The sequence below is a fragment of the Allobosea sp. AAP35 genome, from assembly GCF_001295925.1.
GTDB lineage: Bacteria > Pseudomonadota > Alphaproteobacteria > Rhizobiales > Beijerinckiaceae > Allobosea.
This window is the reverse complement of the sequence record NZ_LJHQ01000025.1, coordinates 1-11,992: the sequence shown is the minus strand read 5'-3', so window position 1 is coordinate 11,992 and position 11,992 is coordinate 1. Positions and strand designations below refer to the sequence as shown.

9 protein-coding genes and 1 pseudogene are annotated in these 11,992 nt (G+C 62.6%); 5 read left to right on the top strand and 5 right to left on the bottom strand.

Annotation, left to right across the window (positions count from 1 at the left end; translation table 11 throughout):
- Together IP69_RS22200 and IP69_RS21825 are read left to right on the top strand one after the other, a co-directional pair.
- Positions 1-273: pseudogene (locus IP69_RS22200) on the top strand (hypothetical protein); the annotation flags it as partial.
- Positions 260-2,023: a DGQHR domain-containing protein gene (locus IP69_RS21825; RefSeq protein WP_156323393.1), complete on the top strand. Its 1,764-nt coding sequence runs from the start codon at positions 260-262 to the stop codon at positions 2,021-2,023. The pseudogene IP69_RS22200 and the gene IP69_RS21825, both read left to right, overlap by 14 nt.
- Before the next feature lie 80 nt (positions 2,024-2,103).
- Here the strand turns inward: IP69_RS21825 and uvrA are convergent, their stop codons facing one another.
- From uvrA to IP69_RS10630, 4 genes are all read right to left on the bottom strand, one after another.
- Positions 2,104-5,019: an excinuclease ABC subunit UvrA gene (uvrA, locus tag IP69_RS10645; protein ID WP_054142809.1), complete on the bottom strand. Its 2,916-nt coding sequence runs from the start codon at positions 5,017-5,019 to the stop codon at positions 2,104-2,106.
- Positions 5,020-5,442: 423 nt separating this feature from the next.
- On the bottom strand, positions 5,443-6,720 hold the full coding sequence (locus IP69_RS10640; protein ID WP_054142808.1) for a TRAP transporter large permease: 1,278 nt from the start codon (positions 6,718-6,720) through the stop codon (positions 5,443-5,445).
- 10 nt (positions 6,721-6,730) lie between these two features.
- Positions 6,731-7,237 (bottom strand): TRAP transporter small permease, encoded by a 507-nt coding sequence (locus IP69_RS10635; RefSeq protein ID WP_054142807.1) that lies wholly within the window; start codon positions 7,235-7,237, stop codon positions 6,731-6,733.
- Positions 7,238-7,324: 87 nt separating this feature from the next.
- A complete protein-coding gene (locus tag IP69_RS10630) occupies positions 7,325-8,305 on the bottom strand; it encodes a C4-dicarboxylate TRAP transporter substrate-binding protein (protein ID WP_054142806.1) in 981 nt (326 codons plus the stop codon).
- Between the two features lie 98 nt (positions 8,306-8,403).
- Here IP69_RS10630 and IP69_RS10625 point away from each other — a divergent pair, with 98 nt between their 5' ends.
- On the top strand, positions 8,404-9,111 hold the full coding sequence (locus IP69_RS10625; RefSeq protein ID WP_054142805.1) for a GntR family transcriptional regulator: 708 nt from the start codon (positions 8,404-8,406) through the stop codon (positions 9,109-9,111).
- A 24-nt stretch (positions 9,112-9,135) separates the two neighbouring features.
- Here the strand turns inward: IP69_RS10625 and IP69_RS10620 are convergent, their stop codons facing one another.
- The gene (locus IP69_RS10620) at positions 9,136-10,317 is read right to left on the bottom strand and encodes an aminotransferase class V-fold PLP-dependent enzyme (RefSeq protein WP_054142804.1); all 1,182 of its coding nucleotides are present in this window, start codon (positions 10,315-10,317) and stop codon (positions 9,136-9,138) included.
- Positions 10,318-10,560: 243 nt separating this feature from the next.
- Here IP69_RS10620 and IP69_RS10615 point away from each other — a divergent pair, with 243 nt between their 5' ends.
- A complete protein-coding gene (locus IP69_RS10615) occupies positions 10,561-11,364 on the top strand; it encodes a DUF2189 domain-containing protein (protein ID WP_054142803.1) in 804 nt (267 codons plus the stop codon).
- 140 nt (positions 11,365-11,504) lie between these two features.
- The coding region (gene ssb / locus IP69_RS10610) for a single-stranded DNA-binding protein (RefSeq protein ID WP_054142802.1) at positions 11,505-11,992 on the top strand (488 nt) is incomplete at its 3' end.

Sequence of the window (11,992 nt, the reverse complement as noted above, 5' to 3'; positions counted from 1 at the left end):
TCATCGCGGCAGCAGCCAGAGGGCATCAGGCGTTGGATTCAATCCACTAGCGCGATTGCGGCGCTGAAGCACGGGCGGGAAGCGTTCGGCATCGACCGCGATTTGGCCTTTCTTGCTATAGCGGAGCGGCGCTTGGCGGATCTCAGCCAAGGCCGATTGCCTATGCGGCCGAGCGGACAGCCTGTGCGCCGCCCGAAACTCTCGGAGCGCGTCGCTCAAGTGCCGTTGGAGTGGGACATGTCGCGCGGCGAGGTCTCCGATGCCCGCCGCTAAGCCTCAAGTGAGCCGCAAATCGAAAATTCCACTTACTCCCGAGCAGAAGGAAAAGAAGGAAGCTGAGAGAAAGGCGAAATTACGCAAGGCTCAGCATATTAGGATGATTAGGGAGACATTTGTCTCCGCGGGATTTAAACACATCAATGATTTATCGAGCTCGAATTTTGTATTTAATGGTAGAGAGACCGATTTAGATGAAGTTTTTTTAATTGATAACGTCTTGGTTTTGCTTGAGCATACGTCGCATGATGAAGATCACGTTTCAGCGCATCTTGTAAATAAATCTATAATTTACAATTATATGAATGGAGATAGGGCGTCTCTAGTTTCGGATCTCAAATCAAAATTCAATTCGATCGATAGCGGTCTTCATAAGAAATATCATGATCATGATATTCAAGTCCGCATAGTTTATTGTTCGCGTAAAAACATCAAACAGTCAACCAAAGATCATGTTAAGGGGGTTCATTTTTTAGATTACCCTCAATTGAAATATTTTAGTCAAACTTCGAAGGCTGTTAAATTATCTGTCAGGTACGAACTGCTGGACTTTTTGGGCGTATATCCGTCTCAGTTTGGTGATAACGTTCTAAGCTCTGGTGGGGACGTTGTTGCTACGTTGCGTGGAACTGTTCTTCCGGAATCGCAATCTCATCTACCTCCAGATTATAAGGTTGTCTCTTTTTATATTAGCGCTGGAGAGCTCATTAGGCGCGCATATGTACTGAGACGAGATAGTTGGAGGGATGATTCCGACGCTTATCAGCGGTTTCTCATCAAGAAAAAAATCGATTTAATTAGGCGACACCTGCTCGCCAAGAAAGGGGTTTTTCTTAATAATATTATTGCAATACTTCCAGATTCGACAGAGATTCTCAGCGAACAAGGATTGCATGTTAATCCAAAAGATCTCGTGAAGGTCACTCCAGCGAAAATACATTTAACAGAGCAGTTTAATTCAATATCTATTATTGATGGTCAGCACCGAGTGTTTTCATACTACGAAGGTGGTGCTGATGAAGAAAAAATATCTATATTGCGTGGGCAGCAAAACCTTCTCGTGACAGGCGTAATTCTTCCAGATGGCGCTTCTGCTAAAACTAGAGATCGTTTTTCTGCGGGGTTATTCTTACAAATAAATTCTAACCAGACGAAACCTCCGCCGGAGCTTATACAAGATATTGGCGTGATACTTCGGCCATTTGAGGTCAGTTCTATGGCTCGTCGAGTGCTATGGAAGCTCAATAGTCGTGGTCCATTCCGCGATAAATTCCAAGCTGCTTTTAGTGAAGGCGACACCATTAGAACGGCGTCGGTGGTGCTGTATGGACTCGTCCCGCTGATTAGGCCAGGTTCGGATGAATCTCTCTACAAGCACTGGTCGGATGCGTCTAAAGATGATCTCGTAAAAGGGGTGTCAGATTCATCGGTCGATGAAAATATTATTTCGATGTATGTCGAATATTGTACCGTCGAGATAAATAAATTCATCGGCGCTGTAAAGGTGCAAACGGGGCGATCGCGCTGGACGGCGTCGCGTAAGCATTCTGATAGGTTGCTTACAACCACAATCGTAAACGGAATGCTTCATTGTCTGCGGAGAATAAGCTCAGTCGGAAATTTGCGTGATCACGATAACTATAAGTCTGCCTTGGAACACGTTAATTCATTCGAATTTACAAATTACACGTCAAGTCACTACAATCAGCTTGGTTTAGACATGGCTAAAAAATACTTTGACATGTAGATTTAGGTAAACTTCGTTCTGCGAAGACCTTTTATTCGGTTTTGACAACGAAATTGTACAATTTAAGCGAGCTGGCTTTTTTACTCCGCCGCCTCCCTCGCCACCGCCTTGCCCTTCGCAATCGGCCGGCGCGCCAGCACCTCCTTGAGGAAGCGCGCGGTGTGGCCCTTGCCGGACTTGACGATGGCCTCGGGCGTGCCCTCGGCCACCACCACACCGCCGCCGTCGCCGCCCTCGGGGCCCATGTCGATCACCCAGTCGGCCGTCTTCACCACTTCGAGGTTGTGCTCGATGACGACGACGGAATTGCCCTGCTCGACCAGCTCGTGCAGCACCTCCATCAGCTTGGCGACGTCGTGGAAATGTAAGCCCGTCGTCGGCTCGTCGAGGATGTAGAGGGTGCGGCCGGTCGCGCGCTTGGAGAGCTCCTTCGAGAGCTTGACGCGCTGGGCCTCGCCGCCTGAGAGGGTCGTCGCCTGCTGGCCGACCTTGACATAGTCGAGCCCGACGCGGGCGAGCGTCTCCATCTTGTCGCGGATCGAGGGCACGGCCTTGAACAGATCCTTGGCCTCCTCGACCGACATGTCGAGCACATCGGCGATGGAGTGGTCGCGGTACTTCACCTCCAGCGTCTCGCGGTCATAGCGCTTGCCCTTGCAGACATCGCAGGTGACGTAGACATCCGGCAGGAAGTGCATCTCGATCTTGATGACGCCGTCGCCCTGGCAGGCCTCGCAGCGGCCGCCCTTGACGTTGAACGAGAAGCGGCCGGGCTGGTAGCCGCGCGCCTTGGCCTCGGGCAGGCCGGAGAACCAGTCCCGGATCGGCGTGAAGGCGCCGGTATAGGTCGCGGGGTTGGAGCGCGGGGTGCGGCCGATCGGCGACTGGTCGATGTCGATGACCTTGTCGAGATGCTCGATGCCCTCGATGCGGTCATGCGGGGCGGGGTGGTCGATCGCGCCGTTGAGCTTGCGCGCCACGGCCTTGTAGAGCGTGTCGATGACCAGCGTCGACTTGCCGCCGCCCGAGACGCCGGTGATGCAGGTGAACAGCCCGAGCGGGATCTCGACGCTGACATCCTTGAGGTTGTTGCCGCGCGCGCCGACGATCCTGAGCGAGCGACCTTTCTGCGCCTTGCGGCGGCGCACGGGCACGGCCACCGACATCTCGCCGGTGAGGTATTTGCCGGTGAGCGAGTCGGGATTGTCGAGGATCTGCTGCGGCGTGCCCTGGGCGACGATGCGGCCGCCATGGATGCCGGCGCCGGGGCCGACATCGACGACGTAATCGGCGGTGAGGATCGCGTCCTCGTCATGCTCGACGACGATGACGGTGTTGCCGAGGTCGCGCAGCCGCCGCAGCGTGCCGAGCAGCCGCTCATTGTCGCGCTGGTGCAGGCCGATCGAGGGCTCGTCGAGCACATAGAGCACGCCGGTGAGGCCGGAGCCGATCTGGCTGGCGAGCCGGATGCGCTGGCTCTCGCCGCCCGACAGCGTGCCCGAGGCGCGGGCGAGCGTCAGATATTCGAGCCCAACATCGAGCAGGAAGGTCAGCCGGTCGCGGATCTCCTTGAGGATGCGCGGCGCGATCTCGTTCTGCTTCTGCGAGAGGCGCGAGGGCAGGCGGGAGACCCAGTCGAGCGCGTCCTTGACCGAAAGCCGCGAGATCTCGCCGATATGGTGCATGTCGAGCTTGACCGCGAGCGCCTCCGGCTTGAGGCGGAAGCCGTTGCAGGCCTTGCACGGCGTCTCCGACATGAAGCGGCCGATCTCCTCGCGGGCCCAGTCCGACTCCGTCTCCTTCCAGCGCCGCTCCATATTGGTGATGACGCCCTCGAAGGGCTTCCTCACCTCATAGGCACGCAGGCCGTCATTATAGGCCATGCGGACCGGCTCGGCGCCGGTGCCGTAGAGGATCGAGATCTTGGCGCTGTCGGGGAGTTCCGCCCAGGGCTTGGTCATTGATAAGCCGAGATGGCGGGAGAGCGCCTCCAGCGTCTGGCCGTAATAGGGCGAGGTCGACTTGGCCCAGGGCGCGATGGCGCCCTTCTTCAGGCTGAGCGACGAATCCGGGACGATCATGTCCGGGTCGATGCGCATCTCATGGCCGAGCCCATCGCAGGCCGGGCACGCGCCGAAGGGGTTGTTGAAGGAAAACAGGCGCGGCTCGATCTCGGGAATCGTGAAGCCGGAGACCGGGCAGGCGAATTTCGAGGAGAAGACGATGCGGCGGGCCTCGCCATTCTCCTCCTTCTCGTCGGCATATTCGAAGACGGCGATGCCGTCGGTCAGCTCCAGCGCCTGCTCCAGCGAGTCGGCAAGCCTGGCGCCGAGATCGGGCCTGATCACAAGGCGATCGACGACGACGTCGATGTCGTGCTTGAACTTCTTGTCGAGCGCCGGCGCATCGGGGATCTCGACGAATTCGCCATTGATCTTGACGCGCTGGAAGCCGCGCTTGAGCCAGTCGGCCATCTCCTTGCGGAACTCGCCCTTGCGGCCGCGCACCACAGGGGCGAGCAGGTAGCCGCGGGTCTTCTCGGGCAGCTCGACCAGCCGGTCGACCATCTGCTGCACGGTCTGGCTCTCGATCGGCAGGCCGGTGGCGGGCGAATAGGGGATGCCGGCGCGCGCCCAGAGCAGGCGCATATAGTCGTGGATCTCGGTGACGGTGCCGACCGTCGAGCGCGGGTTCTTCGAGGTCGTCTTCTGCTCGATCGAGATTGCCGGCGAGAGCCCGTCGATCTGGTCGACATCGGGCTTGCTCATCATCTCCAGGAACTGGCGGGCATAGGCCGAGAGGCTCTCGACATAGCGGCGCTGGCCCTCGGCATAGATCGTGTCGAACGCGAGCGAGGATTTGCCCGAGCCCGACAGGCCGGTGAAGACCACGAGCTTGTCGCGCGGGATCGCGAGATCGACGTTCTTGAGGTTGTGCTCGCGCGCGCCGCGCACGGTGATCATCCGCGAATCGGTCTTGCGGGCCTCATCGAACATCGCCTCGAGCGAGGCCGCCTGGTCGGCGAGCGAAGTCTTGTTGCCGACGGGCGAGGCGGGGGACTTCTTGCCGGACGCGGATGTGCCGCCGGTGGTGGGTTTGCGAGCCATGGGGGCTTCCGGTCAGGGATGAAGCGTAGAGATAGGGCAAAAGCCGCGCCACACCAGCCCGGTCGGCAGGCGGCGGCATTGTCTATCACGCACAACGCCAGCGGCGCGTCGTCGCGGCGGCCGCTGCTGACAGGGGATGGCAGGAGCGGGGCAAGGCCCCGGAGCGGGCAAGCTTCTCTGGAGCGGCGCGCTGTGCCGAGCTTCCTCAGGGCGCCGCCATGCTCGCAAGGGCGACGCTGCCGGGTTGCGACCGGCCGCGACCTGTTGCGGATTGGCGGCCGGCCGATCAAGCGCTCGACGTGAATTCCGGGATCACATCAGGAGGTTGGGGAGGAAGAGCACGACGCCCGGGAACAGGGCGAGGAAACCGATGACGGCCAGGATCGCCGCGATGAAGGGCAGCGATTCCATGAAATACTCCTCGATCGAGCAGTCCAGGATCGAGCAGACCGTATACATCGCCACGCCCACCGGCGGCGTCATCGAGCCCAGGGTCACGATCGACATCATCAGAATGCCGAAATGCACCGGATCGACGCCGAGCTTGGTGATGATCGGCACGAAGATCGGCGTCAGCAGCAGGACGAGCACCGTGCTTTCGACAAAAAATCCGGCGACCAGCAGGAAGAACAGGACCAAAAGCACTATCGCCAGTGGGTTCTGAGACAGACCCAGCATCCATTCGGCGACCTCCTGTGGCGCCTGCTCGAAGATTAGCGCATAGCCGACCATGCCCGAGAGCAGGATGATCAGCATGATCACGCCGACATCGAGCACGCCCTCGCCCAGCGCTTCCATGAAGCTGTCGAAGGTCAGTTCCTTGTGCAGGAAGACGCCGACCACCACCGCATAGACGACGGCGAAGGCACCGATTTCGGAGGGGGTGAAGATGCCGGCCCGGATGCCGAACAGCAGCGCCAGCGGAAACAGCAAGGCCCATTTGGCGTCCACAACGGCGCGCCAGACGGCCTTGCCGGTCGGCAGCTGCTGCGAGGCCGAGTGGTAGCCGCGCTTGCGCGCGACCAGCCAGACCACCGTCATCAGGGCGGCCATCATCAGCAAGCCCGGAATGACGCCGGCCAGGAAGAGCCGGCCGATGGAGACATTGCCGACGAAACCGTAGAGGATGAGGCCCAGGCTCGGCGGGATCGTCGCCGTGATCAGCGAGCCGACGGCGATCACCGCGCAGGTGAAGCCCTTCGAATAGCCCTTGCGGATCATGTCTGGGCCGAGAATGCGCGCTTCCATGGCGGCGTCCGCGACGGCCGAGCCCGACACGCCGCCCATCAATGTCGACAACAGGATGCAGACCTGGGCGAGCCCGCCCGCCATCCACGAGACCAGCACGTTCGAACAGGCGATCAGCCGGTGCGTGATGCCGGTCTTGTTCATCATGTGCCCGGCCAGCACGAAGAAGGGTACGGCCAGCAGCGGGAAGCTCTGCGAGGCGGTGGCGATCTGCTGAACGCCGATGCCGAGCGGGATCGAGCCCGTGAGCACGAAGAAAGAGAAGCCTGACATGCCGATCGCCAGCGCCACCGGCATGCCGAGGAACATCAGGATGAAGAAGAGACCCCAGAGCATCAACATAGGCGGCGCCTTACCCGAGCTGGCTGTCGGAGCTGCCTGGGCTCCGATCGGTGGAAAAAACCAGCGAGCGCGTGCGCAGCGCATGGACGAGATTCATCGTGATCGTCACCGCCAAGAGAGCGGCACCGACGGGAACGGCCGCCGTGACCCAGGCATAGGAGATGCCGCTGTCGCCATAGACACGCTGCCAGTTCAGCACGGTCAGGCTGTAACCGGAGACGGCGAGAGCGATCAGGAAAGCGAGAGCGAGCAGAGCAAGCGCGATCTCGATGACCCAGCGCGAGGTCCGCGGCAGCTTCCGCACAAACAGATCGACGCCGATATGCGCCTTGAGCCGCATCGCCCGGTTGGCGCCGAGGAAGCAGACCCAGATGAACAGCAGCTGCGCCATATCGATCGACCAGATCAGCGGGTAGCCGAAACTGCGGCCGAGCGCGGCGAGGAAGACGAGAACCACGATCGCCGCCAGCAGCACCTTGGCTACCAGGAATTCGGCCGAGATCAGGAAGTGCGACATGGCGGCGTGGCCCCATCTATGCGCGCGGAAGGACGACGGCGCGCGGAGGCGCGCCGTCGGATGATGATCGGCGAAAAGCCGGCGCCGTTACTTCAGGAGCTTCAGAACCTCAGTGCGCAGATCGCTGTAGCCGAGCTTCTCGTAGACGCCCTGCGTCGCTTCGATGAAGGGCTTCTTGTCGACCTCGGTGATGGTCATGCCGTTCTTCTTCATCGTCTCCTCGAAGCCGGCGAGCGAGTCCTCGGTGAGCTTGGAGGCGTAGTCGCCGGCGGCCAGCGATTCCTCGCGCAGGATGGTCTGCAGCTCGGGCGTCAGCTTGTCGAACCAGGCGGCGCTGGTGACGATGCCGGTGATCAGGTTGAAATGGCTCGTCTTGGTAACGTGCTTGGCGACCTCGAAGAGCTTCGAGCCGACGGTGGCAGGGTGCTGCGCCTCGACGGCGTCGATCACCTTCTGCTGCATGGCGGGATAGACCTCGCCCCAGCCCATCGGCGTCGGCGTCGCGCCCATGGCCCGGATCGTCTCCATCCAGACCGGCGCGCCGGGCGTGCGCATCCGCACACCGCCGAGATCGGCGGGGACCTTGACCGGCTTGTTGGTGATCAGGTGTCGGTCACCCTGCCACCAGTTGAACGACAGGACCTGATGGCCCGAGGTCGTCCTCAGCTTGGCGACCCAGGTCTCGAACAGCGGTGAGGTCACGACCTTGCGGACGCCCTGGAAGCCATCGGCGAGGTAGGGCGCGCTCAAAACGCCGAACTCCTTGACGAACACGGCGAGACGGCCGCCATCGACCACGACGGCGACATTGGCACCGGCCCGCGCCTGCTCCAGCACGTCCTCGTCCTTGCCGAGCTGCGAACCCGGGAAAATGCGGATGGTGAGCTGGTTCTTGGAGCGCTCGGAGACACGGTCGCGCATCCGCTCCAGACCCTTGTAGAGCGGATCGTCACGGGTCAAGGCGGTGTTGACGTTGAGCTGGGCCTGCGCCTGGGCGGCGGCGGGCAGTGCGAGGGCGGCAGCCCCCAATGCGAGCGCGCACAGCGTGCGCCTGTTCACGGTAAACATCTGGTACCCTCCCTTGCGGTGCTCGACGCGTCTCGGGACGCATTGATGTATGGCACCATACCGGTATGATACCCCTACCTTGGGAGAAGGCAAGCCGTATGCACAGCCCCGTTGCGCTGAAACTGGCGGACCCGATCGTCCCGCAGATCATCCAGATCCTGCGGCAGGCGATCATCGAGATGCGCCTGAAGCCCGGCGAGGCCCTTTCGGAAAAAGAGGTCGCGCTGCGCTATGGCGTCAGTCGTCAGCCGGTGCGCGAGGCTTTCATCAAGCTGGCGGAAGCCGGCCTGCTCCAGGTCCTGCCGAGCCGCGGCACCTATGTCGTCAAGATCTCGGTGCGCGAGGTGCTCAACGCCCGTTTCGTGCGCGAGGCGATCGAATGCGCGCTGGTGCGCAGCGCCGCCGAGCTGATTGATGCCGCGGGCGTGGCGCGGATCGATCAGCTCGTCGCGCAACAGAAACAGGCGGCAGCGGCCGGCGATTCGAGCCGGTTTTATGTGCTCGACGAGACCTTCCACCGCGCCATCGCCGATTGCGTCGAGTGCGACCCGGCGCTGCGCGTGGTCGAGAGCGCGCGCGCCCAGACCGACCGGGTGCGCTATCTCAGCCTGCCGGACGCGTCGCCGCTGGCGCTGCTGATCGCCCAGCACGAGGCGATCCTGGCCGCGATCAAGGCCCGCGATCCCGAGCGGGCCGAGGCGGCGATGCGGACGCATCTGCGGGAAATCCTGAGCGCGCTGCCCCGGCTCGCCGAGCGCTTCCCCGATCTGTTCGACACCTCGAGCGAGCCCGCCCACGCGCTCTAGAGGCACGGGCCGGGGCGGGGTGGGCTATTGCACCGCGCCGGCGAGATACGCCACCGCCGCATCGACCCCGCCCGAGCCATGAGGCACGCTCTTGGCCTGCAGCGCCATCTCGACGGCGCCGAGCGTGCCCAGCACGGTGGGGGCGTTGACATGGCCCATATGGGCGATGCGGAAGGCTTTTCCGGTGAGATCGCCGATGCCGAGCCCCAGCTGCACGCCGCAGATGTCGCGGGCGAAATCGGTGATCAGGGTGGCATCGACGCCCTGGACCAGGATCGGCGTCACGGAGGGGGCGCGCTGGAGGGGCTCGGTGATGTTGAAGGTCAGCGCCTGACCTTCCGCCCAGCGCGTGACGGCGGCATGGGTCGCGCCCGCCAGCAGGCTGTGACGCTTCCAGACCGCCTCCAGGCCTTCGGTCAGGATCATGTCGATGGCCGCGCGCAGGCCGAAGAGCAGATGCTCGGGCGCCGTGCCGCAATGCTTCATATAGGCGAGCGTGTTCATCCGGGACGACCAGTCCCAGTACAGTGTCTTCATGTCGGCGCGCTTGTGGGCCGCGAGCGCCTTGGCGTTGGCGGCGACGAAGGCCAGCCCCGGCGAGGTCATCAAGCCCTTCTGCGAGGCCGACATGGCGACGTCGATGCCCCATTCATCCATCTCGAACGGCATGCAGCCGACGGAGGCGACACCGTCGACCATGAACAGGGCCGGGTGGCCGGCGGCATCGAGCGCGTGGCGGATCGCGGGAACGTCGTTGACGACGCCCGACGCCGTGTCGATCTGCACCATCAGCACGGCCTTGATGGCATGGCCGGTATCGGCGCGCAGGCGCGCCTCGACGGCGGCGGGATCGACCGCCGCGCGCCAGCTTCCGGCCAGGATTTCGACATCGGCGCCCATGAAGGCTGCCATCTCGCCCCAGCCGATGGCGAAGCGCCCGCTCGCCAGCACCAGCACCTTGTCGCCGCGCGACAGCACATTGGTCAGCGCCGCCTCCCAGCCGCCATGGCCGTTGGCGGCGTAGATGAAGGTTTCGCCCGTGGTGCGGAAGACCTGTTTGAGATCGGCCAGCAGCGAGTCGGTGAGATCGACGATGGTCTTCGAGCTCAGCTCCTCGGCCGGGCGCATCATCGCCTGCAGCACGCGGTCGGGAATATTGGTCGGACCCGGCATCGCCAAAATCCGCCGGCCGTTTGCGACGCTCATCTCGACATCATCCTCTGTGGGCCGCGCTGTTCCCGGCGACCTTGGGTCGGCTTAGCGACAGATCGGTCCTGCAAGCAAGAGCCATGCACGCCGCCGGGCCATGCCGTATCGCGGGGCCGGGCGCCTTCGTGGACGAGTCCCATCCCGGTCATTGATCTGGCCCAATGCGGGCAGGCCCGCAGGCGTTAGGCTTCCCGCCAAAGCCGGCCCGGATCGTCCGCCGGAAAAGAGGGGGAAGCCGTGATGTCCGAGCCCTATCCCGAAACAGACGCCACCGAGAGACCGCGCCCCGATCCGGTGGTGCGCCGCATCGGCGTGCGTGATGTGGTCGAGGCGCTCATTGCGGGCCTGCGCGATTTCCAGGCGGCGCCGCTCTTCGGGCTGTTCTTCGGCGGCATCTACACGCTCGCCGGCCTGGCGATTCTGCTGTCGCTGACGCGGTTCGGTGTGCCCTATCTCGCCTATCCGCTGGCGGCGGGCTTCGTGCTGATCGGCCCCTTCGTCGCGGTCGGGCTCTATGAGGTGTCGCGGCGGCGCGAGGCGGGCCTGCCGCTGGCCTGGGGCAAGGTGCTCGGCGTCGTCTTCGCCCAGAGCCAGCGCGAACTGGGCTGGATGGCTTTCGTGACGCTGTTTGTGATGATGATGTGGCTTTATCAGGTGCGGCTGCTGCTGGCGCTGTTTCTCGGCTTCCAGTCCTTCTCCAGCTTCAACGGCTTTCTCAGCGTGATCGCGACGACGCCGGAGGGGCTGATGTTCCTGGCGGTCGGCAATCTCGTCGGCGCGGTGCTGGCGGCGGCGCTGTTTTCGCTGACGGTGGTGTCGTTTCCGCTGCTGCTCGATCGGGAGGTCGATTTCATCACCGCGATGATCACCAGCGTGCGCGCCGTGGCGACCAATCCCGTGCCGATGCTGGGCTTCGCGGCGGCGATCGTGGCGCTCTCGGCGGTCGCGATGCTGCCGGTGTTCCTGGGGCTGATCGTGGTCATGCCCGTGCTCGGCCATGCAACCTGGCATCTCTATCGGCGGGTCGTCGAGCCGGCGGCGTGACCTTGCGCACAAATCGGGGGACAACCGCGCGATTCGCTCTTGAACAAAACAAGAACATCATTGATAGTGGAGCGGTCGGCCGTTAGGGTCGCGCTCCGGTGAAAACGCCGGTGCGATGTGCGCAGGAAATGGAGCCTCTCATGGCTGGTAGCGTCAACAAGGTCATTCTGGTCGGCAATCTCGGCAAGGATCCGGAAGTCCGGCGCCTGAATTCCGGCGAGCCGGTGGTGTCGCTGCGCATCGCGACCTCCGAGAACTGGCGCGACAAGCAGTCGGGCGAGCGCAAGGAGAAGACCGAATGGCACTCGGTGGTGATCTTCAACGAGAACCTCGCCAAGGTCGCCGAGCAGTATCTCAAGAAGGGCTCGAAGGTTTACATCGAGGGCCAGCTCCAGACCCGCAAATGGCAGGATCAGTCCGGCGTCGAGAAATACACGACCGAGATCGTGCTGCAGCGCTATCGCGGCGAACTCACGCTGCTCGACAGCCGCGGCCAGGGCGGTTCGGACGAATATGGCGAGGGTGGCGGCATGGTCGAGGACCGGTCCTCGGGCTCGTCCTTCGGGCGTTCGGGCCCGGCCAGCGGCGGCGGCGGTTCGCGCCAGCCGGCGATGGCGAGTGGCGGGGG

Coding starts and splice junctions, on each gene's coding strand:
- IP69_RS21825 (WP_156323393.1), top strand. CDS start 260: ATGCCCGCCGCTAAGCCTCAAGTGAGCCGCAAATCGAAAATTCCACTT.
- uvrA (WP_054142809.1), bottom strand. CDS start 5,019: ATGTTCGATGAGGCCCGCAAGACCGATTCGCGGATGATCACCGTGCGC.
- IP69_RS10640 (WP_054142808.1), bottom strand. CDS start 6,720: ATGTTGATGCTCTGGGGTCTCTTCTTCATCCTGATGTTCCTCGGCATG.
- IP69_RS10635 (WP_054142807.1), bottom strand. CDS start 7,237: ATGTCGCACTTCCTGATCTCGGCCGAATTCCTGGTAGCCAAGGTGCTG.
- IP69_RS10630 (WP_054142806.1), bottom strand. CDS start 8,305: ATGTTTACCGTGAACAGGCGCACGCTGTGCGCGCTCGCATTGGGGGCT.
- IP69_RS10625 (WP_054142805.1), top strand. CDS start 8,404: ATGCACAGCCCCGTTGCGCTGAAACTGGCGGACCCGATCGTCCCGCAG.
- IP69_RS10620 (WP_054142804.1), bottom strand. CDS start 10,317: ATGAGCGTCGCAAACGGCCGGCGGATTTTGGCGATGCCGGGTCCGACC.
- IP69_RS10615 (WP_054142803.1), top strand. CDS start 10,561: ATGTCCGAGCCCTATCCCGAAACAGACGCCACCGAGAGACCGCGCCCC.